Below are 26,760 nucleotides of genomic sequence, written 5' to 3' on the forward strand. Positions count from 1 at the left end.
GAGCTGTTCAGGGGGGCGGGGGAGCAGCCGCTTCTCCGCCCCGCACACCCCGCCTGACGCCCCGCGTCGGGCACGTGCACATACTCAAACTTCCGGCTTCTCCACGTCTACGGCCGAGCCGGTACGTACTTCCCCCCGGACCCAGGGAGCTGTTTTCCATGAGTGCCGAGACTCCGGTCCAGAGCGTCGGGACCTTCGCCCGGCTGCGTCTGCGATTCCGTGACTGGCGGGGCGCCCGGCCGTTCTGGGCAGGCCTGTTCACCCTGCTCGGCGGGGTGCCGATCGCCTACTTCCCGTATGCCACCCTCAAGTTGGGGAACATGTCGCTCGCCATGGCGACCACCGCGGGTGCGGGCTCCCTCATCATCGGTGTTCTGCTGGTCACGCTGGGCCTGACGATGTGGTTCCAGCAGGCTACGCGCATCTTCGCCGGAGTAGCGGCGATCATCCTCGCCCTGGTGTCGCTGGTCGTCTCCAACATCGGCGGCTTCATCATCGGCTTCCTGCTCGCGATGCTCGGCGGCGCGCTCGCCGTCTCCTGGGCGCCGGGCCAGGCGCCCGAGTCCGACGCCGGACAGAAGGGCGTGGACCGGGGCCCCACGGGGGAGAGTGTCGCTGGGCCCTCTCCCGAGGCCGCACCGGGCGAGCCAGGAGCGCCAGGTGGGCACGGAGTGCCAGGTATGCCGCGTGAGCCGAACCGCTCGCAGAACCCCGGCTACGGCGGCGGCGCGACGGACCGTACGGCCGCAGGCGTCTGGGCCGACGACTCCAACGGGGGGTACCGTGTCGGCTGACGAGTTCCGCGGCGACAGCCCTGCGGGCCCGGCACGGGCGAGAACGGGACCGCGGCACGCGGCGCCCAAGAAGCCGCTGTTCACCAGGTTCCACGTGCCGGCCGGCAAGGCGATAGCCATGGCGGCGATGCCGACGGCGGTCCTCATGGGGATGGGGTTCACGCCGACGCTCGCGATAGCCGACGAGCAGCCGACGTCGAACAGCCTGAAGGCCGACGAGTACAAGGATTGCCTTGCGGCGCTGGAGGACGGCCCCTCCAAGTCGCCCACGCCGTCGCCGTCCGCCTCGACGGACGAGTCCAAGGACAAGTCCCCCGACAGCTCTTCGGACGCGTCGGACAAGGGTGACGCTGCGGAACCCAAGCCCTCGGCCCCCACGGGCTCCTCGGGCGACTCCTCTTCGTCGGATTCAGGTTCCGACGACAAGGACGACGCCGCCGCCAAGCCCGAGCCCACACCGTCCCCCTCCACCTCGCCGGGCAAGGAAGGCACCTCCGGCGACGCCGCCGCCAAGCCGAGCCCTTCGCCGTCCGAGACCGGCGGGGGCAACCTGCTGGAGGACATCGGCGACGCGATCACCGGCATCTTCACCGGCGGCAAGGACACCTCGGAGACCGCGAGCCCGACACCGTCGACGACTCCTTCCCCCTCCGCCTCGGACGACGCGGCCAAGGACTCCTCCGACGCCGTGAAGGAGACGACCGAGAAGGTCACCGGCACGGTGGACGACACCGTGAAGGACACCACCGACAAGGCGTCCAAGGCGGCCGAGGACACCACCAAGGCCGCGGAGAAGGCGGCCGAGGACGCGGCGGAGAAGGCCACCGCCTCGCCCAGCCCGTCCCCGAGCTCCTCCACGGACCCGGAGAAGTGCCCGGCCGCCACGGACGCCGAGGGCGGGGTCGACAACAAGACCCTGGTGCCGGACGACCCGTGGTATCTGGAAGCCAGTTCGCTGACGCTGAAGGGTGCCGACTACCAGGGCATCGTCGAGGTGAGGACCGCGAGCGGCAAGACCAAGAAGGTCCTGAAGTACGTCATCTCCGACGGGACCGACATCGGCGACCTGCACCAGCTGGTGAAGGAGCACGGCAAGACCTACCACGTGCAGGCGGCCAAGGGTTCGACGTCCAAGATCACCAACGGCAAAACGGTGATGTACACGGAGAGCATCTCCGGCAACCTGCTCGGTCTCGTCCCGCTCACGTTCGACCCGGAGCACCCGCCGCCGATCAACCTCCCGTGGATCTACTTCACCAACGTGAAGGTCGTGCAGGCCGCCCAGTTCGGCGGAACCCTGAACATTCCCGGGATGCGGCAGTACGTCACCGAGTAGGCGCCACCCCCACAGACCCGTCCGGGAGCCGCGATACAGGGCTGTGACCCGGTTCTTCCGCTGAGGCGGGGGGCCGGGTCACAGCCTTGTACGGTGACGGCCACCGGGGAGAGGACGCGACCATGTCGGATTTCGTCCGCGAGGGGCGGCTGCTCCGGGTCGTGGGGTACAAGCCCTGGCCACCGGACTTCCCGGTGGAGTCGGGAACCATCGGCTGCTGAGCTCATGGAGCTGACTTGAGCGGACTCTTCGACGACCTGGACCGGCTCGACCTCGACGGCCACGTGCGGCGCTGGTCGGCGCCGGATGTCGTGCGAGCCGACGGCGAGGTGAACCAATGGATCGCGGCGTCCCAGGCCTTCACCCACCATCTCCAGCAGGACCCGGCGCGGCTCTCCGACGATCGGTTGCGCGGGGTCGGGGTGGCGTGGCCGGCCCTGATGGCGGCCGCCGAGCGGTCGACCGGCCCGCAGCGCGACGAATGGCTGATGCGCGACCTGTGGCTCAGGGCCTGGCTGTTGAAGCATGTGGGGCCCCGCCCGGACGTCCCCCTGCTGGATCCGCGGCCGCTGCTCGACCGGGCCCTGGACGCCCTGCCCATGAGCCGCGAGGAGACCGCCGTACTCGCGCCGCGCTGGCGGGAGTTGGAGCGTGAGCAGATCCTCGCCCTCCGGATGACCAAGCGGTTGCTGGCGTTCATGCGTGCCGTGGCACCTCACCTCAGGGACCATCCCAGGTGGGCCGAGCAGGAGGCCTGGCAACAGCTGGCCGGAGACCTCCCGTAGGAAACCGCTGAGGGCCCCCTGCCGGCGGTTTCTAGGTGTCGTCGCAACACGTGGTTGTGTTGATCAGGCGGTGAGCAGTTTATGCAGGCGCTCGGCTGGGGTTTCCCGGCCGAGCGTTTTGCGTGGGCGGCCGTTCAGCTCGGCGGCGACGGCGTCGAGGTGCTCGCGGGTGTGGACGGCGAGGTCGGTGCCCTTGGGGAAGTACTGCCGGAGCAGGCCGTTGGTGTTCTCGTTCGAGCCGCGCTGCCAGGGGCTGGCCGGATCGCAGAAGTAGACCGGGACGTCGGTGGCGATGGTGAACGCGCCGTGGCTGCCCATTTCCGAGCCCTGGTCCCACGTCAGGGACCGTCGCAGGTGGGACGGCAGGGTCCGGACCGTGGTGACCAGCGCGTCGCGAACGCTCTCGGCGCCGTGGTCGCCGGGCAGATGCAGGAGCATGACGTAGCGGGTGGCCCGCTCGACCAGGGTACCGATCGCCGACTTTCCGTCCTTGCCGATGATGAGATCGCCCTCCCAGTGCCCGGGGACCGCCCGGTCCTCGGCTTCGGCCGGACGCTCGCTGATCATGACCATCGGGGTGGCGAACCGGGGCCGGCGCTGCTGGGCCTGGCGGCGAGGTCTGCGCCGGGCGCGTCCGGTGCGCAGGGCGCGGGCCAGTTCGCGGCGCAGCTCACCCCGGCCCTGGACGTAGAGGGCCTGGTAGACCGTCTCGTGGACCACGTGCATCTCCGGCCGCTGGGGAAACCGTGCCCGCAGAGCCTGACAGATCTGCTCCGGGCTCCACCGTAGGTCCAGGTGGTCCTGGATGAAGTTGCGCAGCTGCGGGTTCTGGCCGATCTTCCCGGGCTTCGGACGGGGCCGGCGGGCATCGGCACGGGCCTGGGCCGCGTGCGGGCGGTACTGGCCGCCCGTCGGGTGACGGTTGCGGCGGATCTCCCGGCTGACCGTCGACGGGCTGCGGCCCAGCTCCGCGGCTATCGCCCGCACGGTCGCCTTCTCCCGCAGCCGGTCGGCGATGTGAATGCGGTCTTCCTCGCGCAGGTACCGGGACGGCCCGCAGGGCGCTGCCACCGCGTTGATCGGTGGCAGCGCCTTCCGGTTACCGTATGCCTGACGACCGTTGCGCCACTTCTGGCCGGTCCGGCGGTCGATCCCGACGATCCGGCACGCTTCCCGGTTGCTCACACCCTGCTGCATGAGCCGGGAGTATGCCTCCCGCTCCCTGGCGAGCTTCTTCCTGCCCTGAGGCCTCTCCCGGTCCTTACGGATCTCGAAGTCCATCGCACCCCTTGAACTGGGGTGTTGCAACGACTCCTAGAACCCAAGGTGCCAGGGGGCGCCCTCGAAGTCGTACGGCGAACGAAGCCGTCAGCCGCGGCCCTCGCCCAGATGATGCACCCGAACCATGTTCGTCGTCCCCGGCACCCCAGGCGGCGAGCCCGCCGTGATGATCACGATGTCGCCCTCGTTGAACTGGGTCATCTTGAGCATCTCCTGGTCCACCAGCTCGACCATCTCGTCGGTGCTGTTCACGAACGGCACGACGTACGGGTCCACGCCCCAGCTGAGCGTCATCTGGTTGCGGGTGCCCTCGTCCGTGGTGAAGGCCACGATGGGCTGGGCGGCGCGGTAGCGGCACAGGCGGCGGGCGGTGTCGCCGGACTGGGTGAAGGCGACCAGGCCGCGGCCGCCGAGGAAGTCCGCGATCTCGCAGGCGGCGCGGGCGACCGAACCGCCCTGCGTGCGGGGCTTCTTGCCGGGGACCAGGGGCTGGAGGCCCTTCGACAGCAGCTCCTGCTCGGCAGCCGTGACGATCTTCGACATCGTCTTGACCGTCTCGATGGGGTACGCGCCGACGCTCGACTCCGCCGACAGCATGACCGCGTCCGCGCCGTCCAGGATCGCGTTGGCCACGTCGGAGGCCTCCGCGCGGGTCGGGCGGGAGTTGGTGATCATCGACTCCATCATCTGGGTCGCCACGATCACCGGCTTGGCGTTGCGGCGGCACAGCTCGATGAGGCGCTTCTGCACCATGGGGACCTTCTCGAGCGGGTACTCGACGGCCAGGTCGCCACGGGCCACCATGACGGCGTCGAACGCCATCACGACGTCCTCCATGTTGTCCACCGCCTGCGGCTTCTCCACCTTGGCGATGACGGGGACGCGGCGGCCCTCCTCGTCCATGATCCGGTGGACGTCGGCGACGTCCTTGGCGTCCCGGACGAAGGACAGCGCGACCAGGTCGCAGCCCATGCGGAGGGCGAAGCGGAGGTCGTCGACGTCCTTCTCGGACAGCGCCGGGACGTTCACGGCCGTGCCGGGCAGGTTGATGCCCTTGTGGTCGGAGACGACGCCGCCCTCGATGACGATCGACTTCACCCGCGGGCCCTCGACGTCCAGGACCTTCAGCTCGACGTTGCCATCGTTGATCAGGATCTGGTCGCCGCGCGCGACGTCGGAGGGCAGGCCCTTGTACGTCGTCCCGCAGATCTGCTTGTCACCCGGGACGTCCTCCGTGGTGATGACGAACTCGTCACCGCGCTCCAGCTCGACGGGGCCCTCGGCGAAGGTCTCCAGGCGGATCTTCGGGCCCTGCAGGTCGGCGAGGACACCGATGGCCCGGCCGGTCTCCTTGGACGCGGCACGGACGCGGTCGTACCGCCCCTGGTGCTCGGCGTGCGTGCCGTGGCTGAAGTTGAAGCGGGCCACGTTCATGCCGGCCTCGATCAGCGACACCAGCTGCTCGTGGGAGTCGACCGCGGGGCCGAGAGTACAGACGATTTTCGAACGGCGCATGGGGCGATCCTATCGGTTTGTTTCGCTACGGAATATTCCGCCTGGTGGAAGGTGCACGACGTGTGGAAGGTGCGGAACGTGCCGGAGATACAAATGGGCGGTCGCGCGCTCAGTTGTTCTTTCCGCCCGCGCTCTTTCCGGCCGAGCTCTTTCCGACCAGGGCATAAGTCTGTGTGGCGATTTCCAGTTCTTCGTCCGTCGGGACCACGGCGACCGCCACGCGCGCGTGTGCGGGCGAGATCAGCCGCGGCTCGTCGCCGCGTACGGCGTTCAGCTCGCCGTCCACCGCCAGGCCCAGCTCAGCCAGGCCCGCGACGGCGGCCTCCCGCACCGGCGCCGCGTTCTCACCGACCCCGGCCGTGAACGCGATGGCGTCCACCCGGCCGAGCACCGCGTAATAGGCGCCGATGTACTTCTTCAGACGGTGAATGTAGATGTCGAAGGCGAGCTGTGCCTGTGCCGCGTCCTCGCCGCCCGCATCGATCCGGCGGCGGATCTCCCGCATGTCGTTGTCCCCGCACAGACCGATCAATCCGCTCTTCTTGTTGAGAAGAGTGTCGATCTCGTCCGTGGACATTCCGCCAACGCGCATCAAATGGAAGATGACGGCCGGGTCCATGTCTCCGGATCGCGTACCCATCACGAGCCCCTCCAAAGGTGTCAGCCCCATGGAGGTGTCGACACATCGTCCGCCCCTGACCGCCGAGGCGGACGCCCCGTTGCCCAGGTGCAGCACGATCACGTTCACCTCTTCCGGCGACCTGCCCAGCAGCCGCGCCGTCGCCCGGGACACGTACGCGTGCGACGTGCCGTGGAAGCCGTAGCGCCGGATCCGGTGCTCGTCGGCGGTCTTCACGTCGATCGCGTAGCGCGCGGCCGACTCCGGCATCGTGGTGTGGAAGGCGGTGTCGAAGACGGCGACCTGCGGGAGGTCCGGGCGCAGCGACTGTGCCGTGCGGATCCCGGTCAGGTTGGCCGGGTTGTGCAGGGGCGCCACCGGTATCAGCCGCTCGATCTCGGCGAGCACGGCCTCGTCGACGACCGTCGGCTCGGTGAAGTGCTGCCCGCCGTGCACCACCCGGTGCCCGATGGCCGCCAGCTCCGGCGAGTCCAGCCCGAGCCCGTCCTTCGACAGCTCCTCCGATACGGCCTTCAAGGCGGCCTCGTGGTCGGCGATCGGGCCGGTCCACTCGCGCAAGGCGCCCCCGCCGGCCAGCGGCGTGTGCTTGAGACGGGCGGTCTCCTCGCCGATGCGCTCGACGAGCCCCACGGCCAGCCGGCTGCTGTCCCGCATGTCGAGCAGCTGGTACTTCACCGACGAGGAACCGGAGTTGAGGACGAGGACACGCGTGGGGCTCACTGGGCGGTTACCTTCTCGATCGGGGACGCGGCGAGTGTCTGGGCCTGGATCGCCGTGATGGCGACCGTCGTGACGATGTCCGGGACGAGCGCGCCCCGGGACAGGTCGTTGACCGGCTTGCGCAGACCCTGCAGCACCGGCCCGACGGCGATCGCACCGGCCGACCGCTGCACGGCCTTGTAGGTGTTGTTACCCGTATTGAGGTCGGGGAAGATCAGAACCGTTGCCTGCCCGGCGACCTCGGAGCCCGGCAGCTTGGTCGCCGCGACCGACGGCTCCACGGCCGCGTCGTACTGGATCGGCCCCTCGATCTTCAGGTCTTGCCGCCTTTCCCGTACCAGCTCCGTCGCCTCGCGCACCTTGTCGACGTCGGCGCCCGAGCCGGACGTACCGGTCGAGTACGACAGCATCGCGATCCGCGGCTCCACGCCGAACTGTTCGGCGGTGGCGGCCGACTGGATGGCGATGTCGGCGAGCTGCTCGGCGTTCGGGTCGGGGTTCACCGCGCAGTCGCCGTAGACGAGGACCTTGTCGGCCAGGCACATGAAGAAGACGGAGGAGACGATCGAGGCGTCCGGCTTCGTCTTGATGATCTCGAAGCCGGGGCGGATGGTCGCCGCAGTGGAGTGCACCGAGCCCGACACCATGCCGTCGGCCAGGCCCTCCTCGACCATCAGCGTGCCGAAGTAGTTCACGTCGGAGACGACGTCGTAGGCCAGCTCGACGGTGACGCCCTTGTGGGCCCGGAGCCTGGCGTACTTCTCGGCGAAGGCGTCGCGCAGCTCGCTGGTGGCCGGGTCGATCAGCTGGGCGTCGCCGAGGTCGATGCCGAGGTCGGCGGCCTTCTTGCGGATCTGGTCGACCGGGCCGAGGAGCGTGAGGTCGCAGACCCCGCGGCGCAGCAGCACCTCGGCGGCGTGCAGCACGCGCGGTTCGGTGCCCTCGGGCAGCACGACGCGCCGCTTGTCCGAGCGGGCCTGCTCCAGGAGCTTGTGCTCGAACATCATCGGCGTGAGGCGGTCGCTGCTCGGGGCGGACACCCGCTTCAGCAGGTCGCTGGTGTCGACGTACCGCTCGAAGAGGCCGAGGGCGGTCTCCGCCTTGCGGGGCGTGGCCGCGTTCAACTTCCCCTCCAGGGAGAAGAGTTCGGCGGCGGTGGGGAAGCTGTTGCCGGCCACCGACAGCACCGGGGTGCCGGGGGCGAGGCGGGCGGCGAGGGTGAGGATGTCGTCGCCGGGCACCTCGTCGAGGGTGAGCAGCACGCCCGCTATCGGCGGGGTGCCGGCGCTGTGCGCGGCCAGCGAGCCGACGACCAGGTCGGCGCGGTCGCCCGGGGTGACGACGAGGCAGCCCGGGGTCAGGGCGCCCAGGAAGTTCGGCAGCATCGCCCCGCCGAAGACGAAGTCGAGCGCGTCCCGAGCCAGCCCCGAGTCGTCGCCGAGGACGACCCTGGCGCCGAGGGTGTGCGCGATCTGGGCGACGGTGGGCGCGGAGAGGGCGGGCTCGTCCGGGAGGACGTAGCAGGGCACGGGGAGGCGGCCGTCGAGCTGCTCGGCGATCTCGTCCCGGTCGGCGCGGGCGACCCGGTTGGTGACCATGGCGAGGACGTCGCAGCCGAGACTGTCGTAGGCCCGGTAGGCGTTGCGGGTCTCGGCGAGCATGGACTCGGTGGTCTGCTTACGGCCGCCCACGACCGGGATCACGGACGCGCCGAACTCGTTCGCCAGCCGGGCGTTGAGGGAGAGCTCGTCCGGGAACTGGGTGTCGGCGTAGTCGGTGCCGAGGACGAGGACGACGTCGTAGTCCCGGGCGACGCGGTGGAACCGGTCGACCAGCGTGGAGACCAGCTCGTCGGCGCCCTGCTCGGCCTGGAGGGCGGACGCCTCGTGGTAGTCCATGCCGTAGACCGTCGCCGGATCCTGGGACAGGCGGTAGCGGGCGCGCAGCAGCTCGAACAGGCGATCGGGGCCGTCGTGGACGAGGGGACGGAACACTCCGACCCGGTCGACCTGCCGGGTGAGGAGTTCCATGACCCCCAGCTCGACGACCTGGCGGCCGTCGCCGCGGTCGATACCGGTCACGTACACGCTGCGGGTCACGCGTGCTCTCCCCTTCGTCGGCGTCACAACACGTCATAAAAATCGCCCACCGAGGTGAGCAGAACCCTCTTGACAATACCTCTGGCGATGGGTAAAGCGCCCGTCAGGAGCGGGGGCGGCATCGCCTTGTGGGACGTGAAAGAATCGGACGTGGCTCACCGGTGTCAACAGCGAGCAGGAGACACAGCACGATGCGTATCGGAGTTCTCACCGCAGGCGGCGATTGCCCCGGCCTGAACGCCGTGATCCGGTCGGTCGTGCACCGCGCGGTCGACAATTACGGCGACGAGGTCATCGGCTTCGAGGACGGTTACGCGGGCCTGCTGGACGGCCGCTACCGCAGCCTCGACCTGAACGCCGTCAGCGGCATCCTGGCCCGCGGCGGCACCATCCTCGGCTCCTCCCGCCTGGAGCGCGACCGGCTGCGCGAGGCCTGCGAGAACGCGGCCGACATCGTCACCGACTTCGGCATCGACGCGCTGATCCCGATCGGCGGCGAGGGCACGCTGACCGCGGCGCGGATGCTGTCCGACGCGGGCCTGCCGGTGGTCGGCGTCCCGAAGACCATCGACAACGACATCTCCTCCACCGACCGCACCTTCGGCTTCGACACGGCGGTCGGCGTCGCCACCGAGGCGATGGACCGCCTGAAGACCACCGCCGAGTCCCACCAGCGGGTGATGGTCGTCGAGGTCATGGGCCGGCACGCGGGCTGGATCGCCCTGGAGTCCGGCATGGCCGCCGGCGCCCACGGCATCTGCCTGCCCGAGCGTCCCTTCGACCCCGCCGACCTGGTCAAGATGGTCGAGGAGCGCTTCGCCCGCGGCAAGAAGTTCGCCGTGATCTGCGTCGCCGAGGGCGCCCACCCCGCCGAGGGCAGCATGGACTACGGCAAGGGCGCGATCGACCAGTTCGGCCACGAGCGCTTCCAGGGCATCGGTACGGCGCTGGCGTTCGAGCTGGAGCGCCGGCTCGGCAAGGAGGCCAAGCCGGTCATCCTCGGCCACGTCCAGCGCGGCGGCGTACCGACCGCGTACGACCGGGTGCTCGCCACCCGCTTCGGCTGGCACGCGGTGGAGGCCGCGCACCGGGGCGAGTTCGGCCGGATGACCGCGCTGCGCGGCACCGAGGTGCTGATGGTGCCGCTGGCGGAGGCGGTGACCGAGCTGAAGACGGTGCCGAAGGACCGGATGGACGAGGCGGAGTCGGTGTTCTAGGCCTTCTGGGCCTCCTGGGCCTTCTGGACTGTTCTGGACTGTGTAGTACTTCTAGGTAGTACTTCTAGCCGGTGTTGCTCTGGAGCGTCGTCCAGAAGCGCTCGACGATCCTGTCGAGGAAGTCCTGACCGGTGTCACCGGCGCCACCGCTGCCACCGCCCCAGCTCAGGGTGGCGACCATCTGTCCCTGGTACTGCCGGTGCAGTTCCTGGAGTGCGACCTCCAGGAGACGCCGGTCCAGGGATACGAGCTTCGCGACGGGACGGACGTACGCCTGCCACCGCGTGGTCACGGCGCTGCACAGCAACTCGGCCAGCTTCCGGTCGCGCCCCGTGACGGTGACGAAGTCCGGGAGCGAGAGGTCGAGCAGCTCGGCCAGCGCGGACGACTGACGGTCGGTGCCGCGCCACTCGTCGTTCTCCTCCATGCTGAGGTAGGCGAGGAGTTCCAGTCCGACGGCACGGGCGACGTCGTCGGGTGCGAGCCCGTGCGAGACGCGGTGCTCGCGCAACGTCCGGGGTCTGCTGATGAGTTCACCGGGGGAGCACCACAACACGCCCGCGAGAGCGATGAGTTCGGAGCCTGTCGGGGCGGTGATCCCGCGTTCCCAGGCGATGACGAGGTCCGGGGTGACGTGGGGGAGTCCGTACGAGGCGCGCATGCCGTAGGCGACGTGCTCGGGCCCCATGTTCAGGGCGGTGCGGAGTCTTCGGGCGGCGGGGGCGTCGAACGGGGGAGACGGCGGCGGGACGGGCGGATTCGGCTGGGCTGGGGGTCGGCGCACGGGCCACAAGCTAGGGCCGCGGGAGTGCGGTGACTACGGTCTGTTCAGCCAGGATCACACATTGTAGGAACATACGGTTCCGGCCGTACGTTCGGGGTGGCCGAAGATCGTCTGTCGGCGATGCGCCGGGCATGGCGAGGATGGCGCGAGGCCGCCGCGACAGCGGCCGGAAAGGGACGTGATCTTCGTGTACTCGGTGAATGGCAAGGCAGAGGGGCATATTCGCGAGCGGCTGCTGGCGCCGAACTTCTGGCACCTCGCGACGGTCGGCCCGGACGGGACGCCGCAGGTCTCGCCCATGTGGGCGGACATCGAAGGTGAGTACGTCATGGTCAACACGGCGATCGGGCGGGTGAAGGAGGAGAACCTGCGGCGCAATCCGAACGTTTCGCTCTCCCACCACGACCCCGGCAACCCCTACGACCGGGTGGAGATCCGGGGGCGGGTCGTCCGGTTCGTGGAGGGGGAGGAGGCGGAGCGGTCCATGGACCGGCTCACGAAGAAGTACATCGGGGGGGAGCGGTATCCGTGGCTCCTCCCCGGCGAGCGGCGAGTGATGCTGCTGATCGAGCCGGTGCGGGTGCGCAGGGTTGTGGGGGTGGAGCCGTTCCGTCCCGGGGTGTTGCCGGAGGAGGGTTCGGGCGCGGGGTCAGAGTAGGTGGTCGGCTTTGCCGGCCTTGATGTCGCGGATGAGGGTGCGGAGGGCTTCGCGGGTGTCGGTGAGGTAGGTGTGTTCCTGGCCGGCGATGGTTATGTAGGCGTTGCCGTTGGGGTCGGTGCCGATACGGAAGCAGTTGGCGCCCTCGCCGCAGAAGGGCTCTTCCCAGGTGATGTCCGGCATGAGGGCTCCTAGAGGTTGTTGGCGAGTGTGCGGATGAAGTCACGCGAGGCCTGCGGGTCGAGCGCCACGGCCTCGGTCGCGTCGAGCTGGGCCCGGTACTTGCCGAGCTGTGCCTCCGTGTCGATGAACTCCGAGCCGTGCGTGCTGTCCAGCTGCACAGTGTCGAGGCGGTCGACGGCGGCCTCGGCGTAGATGACGGACTGACCGGCGCCGGGGAAGCCGCCTGCCTTGAACGGGATGACCCGGACGGTAACGGAGTCGCGCTCGGACGTGCGAAGCAGGTGCTCCAGCTGCCGCTTGGCCACTGCGGGCCCGCCGAACTCCATGCGGAGGGCGGCCTCGTGGATGATCACGTCGAGGGCCGGCGGCTCTGGGCGGTCCAGGACCTGCTGCCGGTCGATGCGGTGTGCTGTGCGGAGGCCGATGTCGGCCTGGGGCAGGGGAGGGATGACGGCGGCGAAGAGGGCGCGTGCGCGTTCCTCCGTCTGGAGTAGTCCGGGTAGATGCACGGTCGTCGCGATGCGCAGACGCTGGGCGTGCCACTCCAGTTCGGCGATGTCCAGGAAGTCGTCACGGAGTTGACCCCGGTACGCCTCCCACCACCCCTTCTTGCGGTTCCCGGCCATGGTGGCGAGTGCCTCGACGAGTTCCCGGTCCGTGCAGCCGTAGTTGCCCGCCAGGGTGCGCACGCGGTCGGGGCTGATGCCGGAGCGGCCGGACTCCATGTTGGGCACATTGGTGCGGGGGACGCCCAGTAGTCCGGCGGCGTACTCCGTGGTCATCCCGGCCGCGATACGCATCCTGCGCAATTCCTCGCCGAGGCGCCGCTGGCGTTCCGTCGGTGTGCTCCTGGGCGGCATGGGTCCCCTCGTGTCCGGCTGTTGACGGGGTCAGTCTGCCTTCGGGATGTGCGGTTGGTCCACTGAGAGATCCGCGAAGAGTAGTACACGTACTCCGATGATGCTCTACAGTCGGTGACGAGTCGCTTACGACGTGACGTCGTCGGGAGTGCATCGCGCGAGCCTGCCCATGTCCGCGCGACGGGCCACTGGTCGAGCCGTGACTCGCTGAAAGTCCGCTGAAACCAACGGAGTTGCTATGAATGCTGCGCTGACCGCCTCGGCCTGTCCGGTCTCTGCCGAGGTACGAGAGACACAGCCGCCGTCCCCCGAGAACCTCGCTTACAGCCTCACGTTGCCCGCCGGGCCGATGAGTCCCCGTGTCGCCCGGGCGGCGACCCGCGTCGCCCTCCAGGCGCACGGCCTGGAGGACATGACGGACGCGGCCGTGCAGGTGGTGGCCGAACTCGCCGCTTGCGCCTGCCGGTTCACGCCTGACGCGGAGGTGTATCTGTCCCTGCGGTTCCGGGACGGCGCCTTGAGGGTGATCCTCTACGACGGGCATCCCCGGCACAGTCACCCGAGGCTCGCGGCGGCGTGCGATGCGCGGCGGCGGGCGGCGCTGCGGGTGTTGGGGTGCGTGGTGCGGGCGTGTGGCGGGGAGTGGGGGTTCGGGGAGGCTCGGGAGCCGGGTGGGGGGACTCGGATGTGGGCTGTGGTGGGACGGGAGGGGGCTCGGGGGTTTGGGGTGGTGGGGGTGGCTGGGAGGGGGTGAGGGGCGCTTTCGTCAGGCTTCCAATTCCTTCGCCCGGGTGCGGGCTTGGGCCGCTTCGGTGGGGGCGTTGGCGCGGGTGTAGGCGTTGGCGGCCTGGAGGTAGTAGGTGCGAGCTCCGGCGGGGCGGTGGGTGTCTTCGTGGGTGAGGGCCAGGTTTTCGAGGGTCCGGCCTGCCCAGTACCAGTCCTCGAACTCCTGGCGGATCTCCAGGGCTGCGCCGTACGCCTCGATCGCCTCCTCCGCCCGGTTCGTCTCCCGCAGCGCGCGGCCGAGGTTGTGCCAGGCCATGCCCTCTCGGCGGCGGTCTCCGGCGGCCTGGCACAGGTCGCGGGCGTGGGTGTGGGCGTCGATCGCCTCCCCTGTCCGGCCCGCCTCCCGCAGGGCTAGGCCGAGGCTGTTCCATGTGCCGGCCTCGCGATGGTGGTCTCCGGCGGCCTGGAACAGGTCGCGAGCGCGGGTGAGGGCGTCGACCGCCTTCTCCACCCGATCCGCCTTCCGTAAGGCGCCGCCGAGGTTGTGCCAGGCCATGCCCTCGTCGTGGCGATCCCCGACGGCCTGGAAGGCGTCGCGGGCGTGGGTGTGGGCGTCGATCGCCTCCTCGACCTGGCCCGCCTCCCGTAACGCGAGGCCGAGGTCGTTCCACGCGATGGCCTCGCGGTGGCGATCCCCGGTGCGGTGGGCGGCCTCCCGGGCGGTACCTGCGACGGTGACCCAGTCGTCGAAATACCGCCGCCAGCGCAGGTACACCCCCAGGCATGCGGCCAGCCCCACACCTCCCCGCGCGTACTGTTCCTCCCGCGCCCACTGCACCGCGGCCACCAGCCCGGCCCGCTCCCCGTCCAGCCACGCCAGCGCCTGTGCCCGGTCCGCGAATCGCTCCGGCTCTGGCCTCCCCGGCAGCCACCGCAACCGGCTATCCGCCGCATCCGCCCACCGCCAGTAGAAATCCAGCAGCCGCTCCCGCGCCGCTTCCCCCTCCTCCCGCATATCCGCGTCCCCCGCCACCACGCCCACCCCGTACGCCCGTACCAGGTCATGCAACCGCCACCGCACATCCCCACCCGTCGGCATCGGCGTCACTAGACCGGCGGCGGCCAGGTCCTCCAGCACCCCAATGGCGACATCCATGTCCAGGCCGGTCAGGGCGACCACGGCCTCCGTGCCCGTCTCGGCGCCGGGGGCCAGGGCCAGCAGACGCAGCAGCCGGGCCTGGTCGGATGGCAGGCGGCGGTACGACGTCTCCAGGACCGGGCGGAGGACGAGGGAACGGCCGTACTGGTCCGTACCCCGACTGCCGTTGTCGAGGACGACCGTCGGGTCACCAGCCCTCTTGATCTCGGCCACCAGCGAGGCGATGTCGCGGCGCCGGCGTCTGCGCAGCATCGCGGCGGCGATCTGGAGGGCGAGTGGTAAGTGGCAGCAGAGGGATGTGAGTTCGCGCAACGCGTCAGGCTCGCAAGCCGGGCGGGTGTCGCGTTCGTCGGCGTCGTGGAGTGCGTGGGTGATGAGAGCGGCGGAGTCCACCGGATCCAGGGCTTCGAGGTCGATGAGGCGCACAGGGAGGGAATCCGGGCGGTCGCGCGAGGTGATCAGTACCCGGTGATGATCCGTGCCCGGAAGAAGGGGGAGGAACTGGGCCGGGTCCGAGGCGTTGTCCAGGATCAGCAGCATCCGCTCCCGCCGCTCGGCCAGCAGCGCGCGGTACGCGTCGTACTGCCTCGCCGCTGTGTTTGGTAGATCTGCTCCACGTACTCCCAGTGCGTCCAGGAGCGCGACGACCGCCTGGTCGGCGGTGGCGGGGTTGTCGTCGTAGCCGCGCAGGTCGACGAAGAGCGTGCCTCCGGGGAACCATCCCTGCGAACGTGCCTGGTGAGCGGCCTCCAGCGCGAGTGCCGTCTTGCCGATGCCGCCCATGCCGGTGACAGCGAAGATGAGGAGAGGGGACGCGGTCGTGCCGTCGGGGGACGGTTCGAGGCGGGGCAACAGGCGGAACAAATCTGCCGCTCGCCCCGTGAAACCGGCGGGGCGAGGCGGGAGAGTGGCCGTTGCCACCGGGACCGGGCCGTGGCTACCCGGCGTCGTCGCGGCGGTGGTCCACCGACTTGGCGGTGAAGGGGGCGTTGAAGGTGCTGCCTCGGAAGTCGAGGTGGTCGCCGCCGTATGTGGTGCCGCGAAAGGGGCCCTCCCGGGGGTCGGTGGCGCCAGCGGTGGGCTGCTCCTTGGGCTCCAGTTCGCGGAGTACGGCGACCGCCGCCGCTGCCGCGTTGGCGGCGGCCCTGGGCTGGGAGCCCTCGGCGTCGCGGTCGGACTTGTCCGCGTCGGCCTTGTCGCTGATCCCTCGGATGATCAACGCGCCCGCCTCACCGGCGAGGTGCACGGCATGTGCGACCCCTGAGCCCTCCATCTCGATGGCGACGGCGTCGTTGTAGCGCGTGCGGATGCGTGCGGCGAGGTCGGAGTCGGCGTCCGCCAGGACGACGTCCCCCACGGCGATCGGCTTGAAGTGAGCCTTGCCGCGCAGAGCCTCCTTGGCCGCCTGTTCCAAGCGGTGCGAGGCGCGCCAGGCATCCGGGCGGTCGAGGAGGCCGTCGAGGGTCTGCTTGCCGCCGTGGATCGCGTACACCTTGGTCGCGACCACGACGTCGCCGACCTCGATGTCGTTCTTCAGGCCGCCCGCGACCCCGACGAAGAGCACAGCCTCGGGGTTCAGCCAGGTCAGCACGCGCTCGGTGAGCGTGGCCGCGGTGAGTGTGCCCTTACCCATGTCGACCAGGGCGACCTGCCAGGGCGTACCGGGGAGCCGGCCTCGCCGTGCTCGTGTGCCGTAGCGCGGATGCGTGAGATTCTCGATGTCCGTGAGGTGGTCGAGTACGGCCTCGTATTCGAGGGACAGCGCGGTGAGGACCGCCACGGTGGGTTTCGTCTCCGGCACGCTGTCAACGGTACTGCCAAGTCGCCTCTGCCGACCGTGCGTTGGAGGGGAGAGGCGCGGCGTACCGTGATGTCTCGCGTGGCGGTATGGCTGGTGTATGGGGGACGGCGCGATGACGACCGAGTACGGCGGGGACCATCTCGACTTCGGGCGAGCAAAGTTCAACGGCTCCTTCACGGCGAAGGCGGAGTATCACGAGCACGGGCCGGCGCCCACCGCGCTGGATGCATTGCCGGCCCGGACGGTCGGCTTCGCCGGGCGAAAACGTGAACTGCGCGCGCTGCTCGACGCGTTCGATCCGGCCGGACCCGAGCGTCCGACGGCGGTGCTCGGCGCGGCGGTGTCGGGCCTCGGCGGCATAGGCAAGACCGCGCTCGCGGTGGAGGCGGCGCGTGAGGCGTGTACGAAGGGCTGGTTCCCGGGCGGGACGCTCTTCGTGGATCTGCATGGGTATGACGACGATCCCGTTACGGGGGAGCAGGCGCTGGAGGCGTTGCTGCGGGCGCTCGGCGTGGAACCGGAGCACATTCCGGTGCGGGCGGACGAACGGGCCGCTCTCTACCGCTCGATGCTCGCCGAGCGGGGGCGGGAGCGGGGTGCCGTGCTGGTGTTGGCCGACAATGCTTCCTCGCCGGATCAGGTGCGGCCGTTGCTTCCCGGTGATGTACGGCATCGGTTGCTGGTCACCTCGCGCAGTAAGTTGCCTCAGCTGGGGGCGCGGCTGCTGGCGTTGGATGAGTTGACATCGGGGGAGGCGTACGAGCTTCTCGACCGTGCCGTGCGGATCGCCGATCCGGACGACAGCCGTGTCGCTGACGAAGCCGATGCGGCCATGCAACTCGCCTCCCGGTGCGGGCATCTGCCGCTTGCCCTCCAGATCTCGGCGGCGCTGCTGGTGCTGGACCGGGACAAGCCCGTTGCCGAACTTGCCGCCGAGCTCTCCGAGTTCCGCGACCGGCTGGTCCACCTCGACGACGGTGAGCGCAGTGTCCGCGCTGCCTTCGACCTGTCGTATCGGCGTCTGCCGGCTGATCAGGCCCGGGTCCTGCGACTGCTTGCCCTTGCTCCGGGGGTCGAGGTGAGTACCGAGGCCGTGACCGCCTTGATCGGGGAGGACAACCCGCCGACCCGGATCTTGGATGCGTTGGCCCGTGCGCACTTCGTCGGGCGGGGGAGCGCGCGTGGACGGTGGCGGTTGCATGACTTGGTACGGGCGTTCGGAGTGGCCGTGGTGGCGGGGGATGCGGGTTTGAGGGAGGAGGGGGAGACGGCGCGGGAGCGGGTGCTGGGGTTCTACCTGCGGTGGGCGTGGGCGGCTGATGGCCGGTTGCGGTGGCTGCCGGGGAGGGCAGAGCCGGAGCGGTTTTCGGATCGGGGGCAGGCATTGGCGTGGCTGGACAGCGAGCGGACGGGGCTGGTGGCGGCGGCGTTGTGGGCGCGGGAGGAGCGGTATGCGGACACGGCGGTGCGGCTGGCGGCAAAACTGGCGGAGTACCTGTGCTGGCGGCGGTCCTACGACGACTGGATCTCCGTCGGCCACGTCGCCCGCGAAGCCGCTCACCGCGCCGGGAACCGCATGGAAGAGGCAATCGCGTGGCACAACCTCGGCCACGCTCTGTGGGAGGTGGGCAGGGGCGGGGAGGCGACTGACGCCTTCACCCGGGCCCGCGACCTGTTCCAGGAACTAGGGGACCGCCACAGCGAGGGCATGGCGTGGAACAGCCTTGGCGTCGCCCTGGGGGAGGCGGGTCGTACAGAGGAGGCGAACAAGGCCTATGTCCGTGCCCGCGACCTCTATCAGACCGCCGGGGACCGCCACCGCGAGGGCATCGTGTGGAATAGCCTTGGCCTCGCTCTACGCAAGGCGGGCCGCCTGGAGGAGGCAACTGATGCTTTCACTCGCGCCTGCAGCCTGCACCAGGTCGCTGGGGATCGCCATAGCGAGGGCATAGCGTGGGGCAACCTTGGCGTCGCTCTGTCGGCGGCGGGTCGGGTGGAGGAGGCCATCGAGGCGCACGCCAGGGCTCTGGAGATCCACCGGGAGTTCGAGGACTGGTACAGGGCAGGCACAGCCCTCCAAAACCTCGCCCTCGCTCACGAGTCCGCCCACCGCCCCGCCGAAGCCCGCGCCCGCTACGTCCAGGCCGCCGAAGCCTTCGCCCAAGCCAACGCCCCTGACCGAGCCGCCGAAGCACGGACCGCAGCAGCCGAAATCCTCACCCCTTGACAGCCCCACCCAACGCAGCCCCCCCCACCCAACCGCCGAGCCACCAACGCGTAAAGCACGAGCACCGGCGTCGAGTAAACAACCGAGAACGCCGCCAGCTGCCCACGTCTTCGGCTGCCAGTCGGCGGGCAGCCCGGCCTTGGCGAAGATGTCCATGGGGCTTCAAGTACCCGGGGACGAACTCGACGTCAGGTCAATGCGCGTGCGGCGGATTGGGCTTGGGCGGCTTCTTCCGGGGCGTTGGCTCGAGTGAAGGCGTCGGCGGCCTGAAGCCAGAGGGTGCGGGCCTCGGCAGGACGTCGCTCGATCTCGTGGGTGAGCGCCAGATCGTGCAGAACGTCGCCCACCCTGTACCAGTCCTCGAACTCGCGGTGGATGGTCAGCGCGTGGCCGTAGGGCTCGAGGGCCTCCTCGTGGCGACCCGCCCGGTTCAGGGCGGTGCCGAGACAGCTCCAGGCCAAGCCCTCGCGGTGGCGATCTCCCACGGCCTGGAACAAGTCGCGGGCGCGGACGTGGGCTTCGATCGCCTCTGAGATGCTGCCCATGTCCTGCAGCGTGATGCCGAGGTGATTCCAGGTCCAGCCCTCGGCCTGGCGGTCCCCGATCGACTGGTAGTAGGCGCGGGCGCGGGTGTAGGCCTCGATCGCCTCGTCCACCCGGCCGGCCTCGGACAAGGCATTGGCGAGGTCGTCCAAGGCATCGGCCTCGCCCTTGCGATCTTCGATCTCCTGGTACAGCTCGTGGGCGCGGGCACAGCACTCGATCGCCTCCTCCACCTGGTCGGTCCGCTGCAGGATCATGCCCAGCTGGTTCCAGGCCCTGGCTTCGCCCGCGCGGTCTCCGGAGCGCCGCGTGACCTCAAGAGCCGTACGGACGACGGTGATTCCGTCGTCGAGGTGCCGCCACCAATCCAGAAACCTCACCAGGCGCTGGGCCAGGAGCACCGCCACGGCCGCGAATCGTTCTTCGTGCGCCCACTGCACCGCCGCGACCAGCGTGGCGCGTTCGCTGCTCAGCCACGCAGTAGCCTGCGGCCGGTCCGCGAACCGTTCCGGCTCCGGCCGCCCCGGCAGCCAGAGATACCGCTCGTCGGCGGCCTTCGCCCACCGGTGGCAGAAGGCCAGCACCCGCTCCCGCGCCGCGTCCGCTTCCTCGCGCAGTTCTGGATCCGCCGCCACCACCCGCTGCCCGAACGCCCGGACCAGGTCGTGCACGCGCCAGCGCGTGACGGCGGTGGAGCTGTCGGTGCCCAGTACCGGTGAAACGAGGTAGGTGGCGGCCAGGTCCTCCAGCAAGGACAGCGCGGTTTGCTCGTCTAGGCCGGCCAGAGCGGTCACGGCCTCCGTGCTGGTCTCCGCGCCGGGCGCGATGGCGAGCAGACGCAGCAGTCGGGCCCGGTCGGGCGGGAGCCGTCGGTACGAGGTCTCCAGCACGGGGCGCAGGACGAGCGAACGGCCGTAAAGGTCCGTGCCGGGGCTGCCGTTGTCGAGGACGACGGTCGGGTCGTCGGCTCTCCTGATCTCGGCCACCAGTGAGGCGATGGTGCGGTGGCGGCGTCGGCGGAGCATCGCGGCGGCGATCTGGACGGCGAGGGGCAGGTGGCCGCAGAGGAAGGCCAGTTCACGCAGGGCATCCGGCTCCTGCGCCGGGCGGTCGTCGCGCTCGTCGGCGTCGTGAAGGGCGCGGGTCATGAGGGCGACGGAGTCGTCCGGATCGAGTGCTTGGAGGTCTACGAGGCGTACGGGGAGGGAGTCCGGGCGGTCCCGGGAGGTGATCAGCACCCGGTGGAGGTCGGTGCCGGGCAGCAGGTCGAGGAACTGGGACGGATCCGAGGCGTTGTCCAGGATCAGCAGGGTCCGCGGCCGCTGCCCGGCCAGCAGCGTGCGGTACGCGTCGTAGTGCCGGGCGGTGGTCGGCGGCAGATCGGAACCACGTACGCCGAGCGCGTCGAGCAGCGCCAGCACCGCCTGATCGGCGGTCACCGGATCGTCGTCGTACCCTCGCAGATCCACGAACAGCGTCCCACCGGGAAACCACCCCTGCCCACACGCCCGATGCGCCGCCTCCAACGCCAGCGCCGTCTTCCCGATGCCGCCCATGCCGGCGACGGCGAAGATGAGAACCGGGAGTGCCTCGGGTTCCTCCTGGGCGGGCGCGAGTTGCGTGAGCAGGCGGTCCAGTTCCCGTCGGCGGCCGGTGAAGCCGAGCGGCCGCGGCGGCAACGTGGCGGTGGCGCGGGGGACCGGGCCGTGGACGGTGGCTCGCCTACCGGCGTCCGAACGACCTGCCGACGGCGGTTCCGTGGAACGCGGCGCCGCGGAGGTCGACGTGGTCCCGGCCAAAGATCGTGACAACGTCGGAGCCATGATGGGGACCCTCCTCGGGGTCCGAGGAGCCGCCCCGCGGCCGGTGCTTCCGCAGTACCGCCACCGCGACCGACGCCGCCCGCCCGGCCGCCCGTTCTTGTGACCCCGCCGCATCCGCCGCATGCTTCCCCGCGTCGGCCCGGTCGCTGATCCCCCGGATGACCAGCGCGTCCAACTGGCCGCTCAGGTGCGCCGCGTGTGTCGCCCCGGAGCCCTCCATCTCGATCGCGCACGCGTCGTTGTACGTCCGCCGGATGTACTCGGCGAAGGCGGACGTGTCGTCGGCCAGGACGACGTCCCCGCACGCCACCGGCTTGCAGTGTCCCCGCACCCCCTCCAGCCCCCGCAGCGCGGACCGCGCCGCCTGCACCAGCCGGTGCGAGCCGTGCCAGGCCTCGGGGCGGGCGTGGAAACCTGTCGGTGTCTGCTTGCCGCCGTGCACGGCGTACACCTTCGTGCCCACGACCACGTCACCGATCTCGATGTCGTCCTTCAACCCGCCCGCGACCCCGACGAAGAGCAGTGCCTCCGGGCGCAGCCACGCGGTGAGCCGCATCGTCAGCGCCGCCGCGTTCACCGCCCCCTCGCCCAGCTCGGCGACCGCCACGGTCCAGTCCGTGCCCGCCAGGCGGCCGCGCTCGACGCGCGTCCCGTCGTCGTGGACGAGTTCCTCGGTGTCCTCGATGTGGGCGCGCACGGCCTGGTACTCGACGGGGAGCGCGGTGAGTACGACTACGGTGGGTGATGTCTCCGGCACACCCTTAAGGTATGGCAAGTCACCCGCACACATGGCGCGTTGAGATCAGGCGAGGGGATCGGGTTGGCGGAGCAGGACGTCACCGTCGGGCAGTTGCTGCTCGCCGAGTACCAGAGCGTGAAGGACGAGCAGAAGGCGCGGATCGGGTTCCGCGACAACCTGCTGTACGTGACGCTCGCCGTCGTCGCGGCCGTCATCGCCGCCGCGGCCCAGGCCAAGCAGGCGTCGATGCTGCTCGCGCTGCCGCCGGTGTGCGTCGTTCTCGGGTGGACCTACCTCGTCAACGACGAGAAGATCTCGGCGATCGGGGCGTACGTGCGGGGCGAGCTGGGGCCACGGCTCGCCGAACTCGCCGGTGATCAGGGCGCGTTCCGGTGGGAGGTCTTCCATCGCACCGACCCCCGCCGTGTCTCCCGCAAAGTCGTGCAGTGCGTCGTCGACCTGCTCGCCTTCTGCCTCGTACCGCTGAGCGCGCTCGTCGTGTACTGGGCCGACGACACCACCCCGGGTCTGCTCGTCGTCTCGGTCGTCGAGGCGCTCGCGGTGGTGGGGCTGGGCGCGTGCATCGTGCGGTACGCCGTTCCCTTCGGGACGGTCCAAGGCGGGGAATGATCCCTCAGCGCCCCCGCCCCACGACCCCCCGCACCCACCGGTACACCAACTCCGGCCGCCCCACCTGCCCGTACACAGGCGCCCGCTCGGCCCGCCCCGCCTCCACCAGATGCTCCAGGTACCGCCGGGCCGTTATCCGGGAGATGCCCACCGCCTCGGCGATCCCCGCCGCCGTCAGTCCCTCCTCCGCCTCCCGCAGCGCGCCCGTCACCCGCTCCAGCGTCGGCCCGCTCAGCCCCTTCGGCAGTGCCGCCGGTCCCGGTGCCCGCAGGGTCGCCAGCGCCCGGTCGACCTCGTCCTGGCCGCTCGCCTCGCCCGCCGCCGCGTGGAACTCGGCGTACCGAACGAGCCGGTCGCGCAGGGTCGCGAAGGTGAAGGGCTTCAGGACGTACTGGACCACGCCCAGCGAGACGCCCTCCCGTACGACCGTCAGGTCCCGTGCCGACGTCACCGCTATCACGTCGGCGTGGTGGCCGGCGGCGCGCAGGGAGCGGGCCAGCTGGAGGCCGTGCACGTCCGGCAGGTGCAGGTCGAGGAGCAGCAGGTCGACCGGCGTACGGTCCAGCGCGCGGCCGGCCTCCGCGCCGGTGTGGGCCTTGCCGACGGCCGTGAAGCCGGGGACGCGGTTGACGTACAGGACGTGCGCGTCGGCGGCGACGGGGTCGTCCTCCACGACGAGGACGCGGATGGGCTGCTGCTCGGTCGTCATACGTCGCCTCCGGACACCGTGCTTCTCGAGACGGCGCCCACGTCATCGCCCGCCGCCGCGTACGCGGACTGCTTCGTCCCGTCCCTCAACGGCAACCGCACCTCGAACTCCGCCCCGCCCCCGTCGGCCACCGCCACCGCCAGCGTCCCCTCGTGCCGGGTCGCCGCCTGACGTACGAGCGCCAGGCCCAGCCCCCGCCCGCCCGGCCCCGCCGGCTTCGTCGAGAAGCCGCGCTGGAAGACCGCCTCCGCGTGCGCCGGATCCACGCCCGCTCCCGTGTCCGACACCCTCAGGACCAGCTCGCCCTTCTCCGTGTACGCCGTCACCGTCACCCGTGCCCGTACGCTCCCCTGCGCCGCGTCCACCGCGTTGTCGATCAGGTTGCCGAGGATGGTCACCAGGTCCCGCGCGGGGAGCGACGGCGGCAGCAGGCCGTCGTCCAGGCGGCTGTCCTCCGAGACCACCAGTTCCACGCCCCGCTCGTTCGCCTGGGCCGTCTTGCCCAGCAGCAGGGCGGCCAGCACCGGCTCGCTGACCGCCGCCACCACCTGGTCGGTCAGCGCCTGGGCGAGTTCTAGTTCGGCCGTGGCGAAGTCGACCGCCTCCTGCGCCCGGTCCAGCTCGATCAGCGACACCACCGTGTGCAGCCGGTTCGCCGCCTCGTGCGCCTGTGAGCGCAGCGCCTGCGTGAAGCCGCGCTCGGAGTCCAACTCGCCCATCAGCGACTGGAGTTCGGTTACATCCCGCAGGGTCACCACCGTGCCCCGGCGCTCCCCGCCCGACACCGGCGAGGTGTTCACCACCAGCACCCGGTCCGCCGTCAGATGCACCTCGTCCACCCGCGGCTCCGACGACAGCAGCGCCCCCGTCAGCGGCGCCGGCAGCCCGAGCTCGGCCACGGACCGGCCGATCACGTCCTCCTCGGAGGCCACGCCCAGCAGCTCCCGCCCGCCGTCGTTGATGAGCGCCACCCTGTACTGCCCGTCCAGCATCAGCAGCCCCTCACGTACGGCGTGCAGCGCGGCCTGATGATAGTCGTGCATCCGGCTGAGCTCGGCCGCGTTCATGCCGTGCGTGTGGCGGCGCAGCCGGGCGTTGACGACGTACGTGCCGACCGCGCCGAGCGCGAGCGCGCCGGCCGCGACGGCGAGCAGGGCCGTCAGCTGGGCCTGCACCCGCTTGGTGATCTCCTCGACCCTGATGCCGGCGCTGACCAGCCCGATGACCCGCTTGTCGTCGTCCTGGACGGGGGTGACCGCGCGGACGGACGGGCCGAGCGTGCCCGTATAGGTCTCGGTGAAGTACCTGCCCTCCAGAGCGGGGGCTATGTGTCCGCGGAAGCGCTGGCCGATTTCCGCCGGGCGGGGGTGGGTCCAGCGGATGCCCTGCGGGTTCATGATCGTGATGAAGTCGACGTCGGTGTCGCGCATGACCCGCAGCGCGTACGGCTGGAGCTCGGCCGACGGGTCGGAGGTGCCGATCGCCTCCCGCACGGAGGGGGAGTCCGCGACCGAGCGGGCCACCGCCAGGGCCTGCCTGCGCGCGGCGTCCTCGGCCTGGCTGCGGTCACTGACGTACGTGAACAGCGCGTACCCGGCGACGACCACCGCTATCAGCACGGCCTGCATGGCGAAGAGCTGGCCGGCCAGGCTGCGGGGGCGGGGGACGTGTACGCGCATGCCGTCAGTCTGCCTCTTGGCTGATTGTGAACTAAATGAACGGAAGGGTGACCGCCCTCACACAGCAGGGGATAGTCACGGCATTCCCCTGAAACCCCCGGACGTGAGCCGCACGCCGGTAAGGCCGACGACGTCGTCAAGGAGGGCCCCGTGACCAGCGCAGCCGATACGGCACCTGCCGCACCCAAAGCCAAGCGGGACCGGACCCACTATCTGTACATCGCGGTGATCGTCGCGGTCGCCGCCGGTATCACCGTGGGTCTGGTCGCACCGGACTTCGCGGTGGAGCTGAAGCCGATCGGTACCGGCTTCGTGAACCTGATCAAGATGATGATCTCGCCGATCATCTTCTGCACCATCGTGCTCGGTATCGGCTCGGTGCGGAAGGCCGCCAAGGTCGGTGCCGTCGGCGGTATCGCGCTGGTGTACTTCACGATCATGTCGCTGGTCGCGCTGGGCATCGGCCTGGTCGTCGGCAACATCCTGGAGCCGGGCACGGGCCTCGCGGTGACCGACGCCATCAAGGACGCCGGTCACGCTCAGGTCGACGCCGAGGCCAAGGACACCACGGAGTTCCTGCTCGGCATCATCCCGACCACGATCGTGTCCGCCTTCACCAATGAGTCGGTCCTGCAGACCCTCCTGATCGCCGTGCTCGCCGGCTTCGCACTGCAGGGCATGGGCTCGGCGGGCCAGCCGATCCTGCGGGGCATCGAGCACATCCAGCGGCTCGTCTTCCGCATCCTCGCCATGGTGATGTGGGCCGCCCCGATCGGTGCCTTCGGTGCGATCGCCGCGGTCACCGGTTCCGCGGGCGTGGACGCGCTCAAGAGCCTCGCGGTGCTGATGCTCGGCTTCTACGTCACCTGCGTGCTCTTCATCTTCATCGTGCTCGGTACGCTGCTGCGGATCGTCGCCGGACTGAACATCCTCTCGCTGTTCAAGTACCTGGGCCGTGAGTTCCTGCTGATCCTGTCCACCTCCTCGTCCGAGTCGGCGCTGCCGCGTCTGATCGCGAAGATGGAGCACCTGGGCGTCAGCAAGCCGGTGGTCGGCATCACGGTCCCGACCGGCTACTCCTTCAACCTCGACGGCACCATGATCTACATGACCATGGCGTCCCTGTTCATCGCCGACGCGATGGGTACGCCGATGTCGATCGGTGAGCAGATTCCGCTGCTGCTGTTCCTGCTGGTCGCCTCGAAGGGCGCGGCCGGTGTCACCGGTGCGGGTCTCGCCACGCTGGCGGGCGGCCTCCAGTCGCACAAGCCGGCCCTGGTGGACGGCATCGGCCTGATCGTCGGCATCGACCGCTTCATGAGCGAGGCGCGCGCCCTGACCAACTTCGCGGGCAACGCCGTCGCCACGGTGCTGATCGGCACCTGGACCAAGGAGATCGACCGCGAGCGGGTCGACCAGGTCCTCGCCGGGCAGCTCCCGTTCGACGAGAAGACCCTCCTCGACGACGACGATCCGGCCAAGGCCGCCGTCGGCGAGCCGGGCAGCGAGAAGGAACTGGCCAAGGCCTGACCGAGCGGGGCCGGGCCCGGCCTGAACCCGGGCCCGTCCCGTCGACTCCGGGCGGCTGAGGTGCTCCCCCGTCGCTCAGCCGCCCGGGTCGTTCCTTCTCCTCGCTCGGCGCCGCCACCGCCACGGTGGCACCGGAGGCGGGCACGCCCACTGCGATCACTACGGTGACGCGGTGGACGTGCCCGCCTCTCGCGTTTGCCGCCGGTCGGCAGGCCTGGGGCTGTCCGGCGCGATGACGAAGACGTGGGGCTCCCGGTCGAGCGCAAGCCCCTCCTGCCGCCGGCCTTGCCTTGACGTCTGCGTCAAGGCATACGTTCGTACC

At 70.3% G+C, this 26,760-nt stretch carries 22 protein-coding genes and 1 pseudogene; 9 read left to right on the forward strand and 14 right to left on the reverse strand.

Translation table 11 applies throughout. The features are described 5' to 3' along the window. The first annotated feature begins 158 nt into the window (after positions 1-158). The 3 genes from Q4V64_RS36380 to Q4V64_RS36390 all read left to right on the forward strand — a co-directional run bounded on the left by Q4V64_RS36380 (position 159) and on the right by Q4V64_RS36390 (position 2,915). Positions 159-794, forward strand: a complete 636-nt coding sequence (locus Q4V64_RS36380; RefSeq protein WP_124436652.1) for a DUF6114 domain-containing protein — start codon at positions 159-161, stop codon at positions 792-794. Continuing rightward, positions 784-2,130: a hypothetical protein gene (locus tag Q4V64_RS36385; RefSeq protein WP_124436651.1), complete on the forward strand. Its 1,347-nt coding sequence runs from the start codon at positions 784-786 to the stop codon at positions 2,128-2,130. Before Q4V64_RS36380 ends, Q4V64_RS36385 begins: the two co-directional genes overlap by 11 nt. Before the next feature lie 236 nt (positions 2,131-2,366). Continuing rightward, entirely contained in the window at positions 2,367-2,915 is a 549-nt protein-coding gene (locus tag Q4V64_RS36390) for a hypothetical protein (protein WP_124436650.1), read from the forward strand. 63 nt (positions 2,916-2,978) lie between these two features. Here Q4V64_RS36390 and Q4V64_RS36395 read toward each other — a convergent pair whose 3' ends face one another. From Q4V64_RS36395 to pta, 4 genes are all read right to left on the reverse strand, one after another. Further along, positions 2,979-4,196 (reverse strand): IS30 family transposase, encoded by a 1,218-nt coding sequence (locus Q4V64_RS36395; RefSeq protein WP_348540796.1) that lies wholly within the window; start codon positions 4,194-4,196, stop codon positions 2,979-2,981. A gap of 87 nt (positions 4,197-4,283) precedes the next feature. Beyond that, positions 4,284-5,711, reverse strand: coding sequence for a pyruvate kinase (pyk, locus tag Q4V64_RS36400; RefSeq protein WP_124439153.1), 1,428 nt, complete (start codon positions 5,709-5,711; stop codon positions 4,284-4,286). A gap of 109 nt (positions 5,712-5,820) precedes the next feature. Next, entirely contained in the window at positions 5,821-7,071 is a 1,251-nt protein-coding gene (locus tag Q4V64_RS36405) for an acetate kinase (RefSeq protein ID WP_124439152.1), read from the reverse strand. Then, positions 7,068-9,170, reverse strand: a complete 2,103-nt coding sequence (gene pta, locus Q4V64_RS36410; RefSeq protein WP_124439151.1) for a phosphate acetyltransferase — start codon at positions 9,168-9,170, stop codon at positions 7,068-7,070. The genes Q4V64_RS36405 and pta overlap by 4 nt, the downstream gene beginning before the upstream one ends. 191 nt (positions 9,171-9,361) lie before the next feature. Here pta and Q4V64_RS36415 point away from each other — a divergent pair, with 191 nt between their 5' ends. After that, a complete protein-coding gene (locus Q4V64_RS36415) occupies positions 9,362-10,387 on the forward strand; it encodes an ATP-dependent 6-phosphofructokinase (RefSeq protein WP_124439150.1) in 1,026 nt (341 codons plus the stop codon). 64 nt (positions 10,388-10,451) lie between these two features. Here Q4V64_RS36415 and Q4V64_RS36420 read toward each other — a convergent pair whose 3' ends face one another. Next, entirely contained in the window at positions 10,452-11,171 is a 720-nt protein-coding gene (locus Q4V64_RS36420; RefSeq protein ID WP_124439149.1) for a helix-turn-helix transcriptional regulator, read from the reverse strand. 178 nt (positions 11,172-11,349) lie between these two features. Here Q4V64_RS36420 and Q4V64_RS36425 point away from each other — a divergent pair, with 178 nt between their 5' ends. Further along, positions 11,350-11,829, forward strand: coding sequence for a PPOX class F420-dependent oxidoreductase (locus Q4V64_RS36425; protein WP_124439148.1), 480 nt, complete (start codon positions 11,350-11,352; stop codon positions 11,827-11,829). Here Q4V64_RS36425 and Q4V64_RS36430 read toward each other — a convergent pair. Beyond that, positions 11,821-12,012, reverse strand: coding sequence for a hypothetical protein (locus Q4V64_RS36430; protein ID WP_124439147.1), 192 nt, complete (start codon positions 12,010-12,012; stop codon positions 11,821-11,823). The two genes, Q4V64_RS36425 and Q4V64_RS36430, sit on opposite strands and share 9 nt — an antisense overlap. Positions 12,013-12,020: 8 nt before the next feature. After that, positions 12,021-12,812 (reverse strand): helix-turn-helix transcriptional regulator, encoded by a 792-nt coding sequence (locus Q4V64_RS36435; protein ID WP_306308371.1) that lies wholly within the window; start codon positions 12,810-12,812, stop codon positions 12,021-12,023. 298 nt (positions 12,813-13,110) lie between these two features. Between Q4V64_RS36435 and Q4V64_RS36440 the strand changes: the two genes are divergently transcribed. Further along, positions 13,111-13,626: a hypothetical protein gene (locus tag Q4V64_RS36440; RefSeq protein WP_303713768.1), complete on the forward strand. Its 516-nt coding sequence runs from the start codon at positions 13,111-13,113 to the stop codon at positions 13,624-13,626. A 12-nt stretch (positions 13,627-13,638) separates the two neighbouring features. Here Q4V64_RS36440 and Q4V64_RS36445 read toward each other — a convergent pair whose 3' ends face one another. Together Q4V64_RS36445 and Q4V64_RS36450 are read right to left on the reverse strand one after the other, a co-directional pair. After that, positions 13,639-15,540, reverse strand: coding sequence for a tetratricopeptide repeat protein (locus Q4V64_RS36445; protein WP_148100373.1), 1,902 nt, complete (start codon positions 15,538-15,540; stop codon positions 13,639-13,641). Between the two features lie 154 nt (positions 15,541-15,694). Then, complete coding sequence (locus Q4V64_RS36450; RefSeq protein WP_124439144.1) at positions 15,695-16,558, reverse strand: 5'-methylthioadenosine/S-adenosylhomocysteine nucleosidase; 864 nt, start codon at positions 16,556-16,558, stop codon at positions 15,695-15,697. 112 nt (positions 16,559-16,670) lie between these two features. On the opposite strand from Q4V64_RS36450, the gene Q4V64_RS36455 reads away from it, so the two are divergent. Continuing rightward, positions 16,671-18,785, forward strand: coding sequence for a tetratricopeptide repeat protein (locus Q4V64_RS36455; RefSeq protein WP_124439143.1), 2,115 nt, complete (start codon positions 16,671-16,673; stop codon positions 18,783-18,785). Here Q4V64_RS36455 and Q4V64_RS55470 read toward each other — a convergent pair. From Q4V64_RS55470 to Q4V64_RS36465, 3 genes and pseudogenes are all read right to left on the reverse strand, one after another. Next, a pseudogene (locus tag Q4V64_RS55470) lies at positions 18,779-18,889 on the reverse strand (carbohydrate ABC transporter permease); the annotation flags it as partial. The gene Q4V64_RS36455 and the pseudogene Q4V64_RS55470 sit on opposite strands and share 7 nt — an antisense overlap. 84 nt (positions 18,890-18,973) lie before the next feature. Next, positions 18,974-21,007, reverse strand: a complete 2,034-nt coding sequence (locus tag Q4V64_RS36460) for a tetratricopeptide repeat protein (RefSeq protein ID WP_253266863.1) — start codon at positions 21,005-21,007, stop codon at positions 18,974-18,976. Between the two features lie 43 nt (positions 21,008-21,050). Continuing rightward, positions 21,051-21,908 (reverse strand): 5'-methylthioadenosine/S-adenosylhomocysteine nucleosidase, encoded by an 858-nt coding sequence (locus Q4V64_RS36465; protein WP_303713771.1) that lies wholly within the window; start codon positions 21,906-21,908, stop codon positions 21,051-21,053. 63 nt (positions 21,909-21,971) lie between these two features. On the opposite strand from Q4V64_RS36465, the gene Q4V64_RS36470 reads away from it, so the two are divergent. Next, the gene (locus tag Q4V64_RS36470) at positions 21,972-22,520 is read left to right on the forward strand and encodes a hypothetical protein (protein WP_124439140.1); all 549 of its coding nucleotides are present in this window, start codon (positions 21,972-21,974) and stop codon (positions 22,518-22,520) included. 4 nt (positions 22,521-22,524) lie between these two features. Here the strand turns inward: Q4V64_RS36470 and Q4V64_RS36475 are convergent, their stop codons facing one another. Together Q4V64_RS36475 and Q4V64_RS36480 are read right to left on the reverse strand one after the other, a co-directional pair. After that, positions 22,525-23,229, reverse strand: coding sequence for a response regulator (locus tag Q4V64_RS36475; RefSeq protein WP_124439139.1), 705 nt, complete (start codon positions 23,227-23,229; stop codon positions 22,525-22,527). Beyond that, entirely contained in the window at positions 23,226-24,908 is a 1,683-nt protein-coding gene (locus tag Q4V64_RS36480) for a sensor histidine kinase (protein ID WP_124439138.1), read from the reverse strand. The genes Q4V64_RS36475 and Q4V64_RS36480 overlap by 4 nt, the downstream gene beginning before the upstream one ends. Positions 24,909-25,058: 150 nt before the next feature. Between Q4V64_RS36480 and Q4V64_RS36485 the strand changes: the two genes are divergently transcribed. Then, entirely contained in the window at positions 25,059-26,438 is a 1,380-nt protein-coding gene (locus tag Q4V64_RS36485; protein ID WP_124439137.1) for a cation:dicarboxylase symporter family transporter, read from the forward strand. Positions 26,439-26,760: the final 322 nt, after the last annotated feature.

Origin of the sequence: Streptomyces sp. NL15-2K, assembly GCF_030551255.1 — a bacterium.
GTDB lineage: Bacteria > Actinomycetota > Actinomycetes > Streptomycetales > Streptomycetaceae > Streptomyces.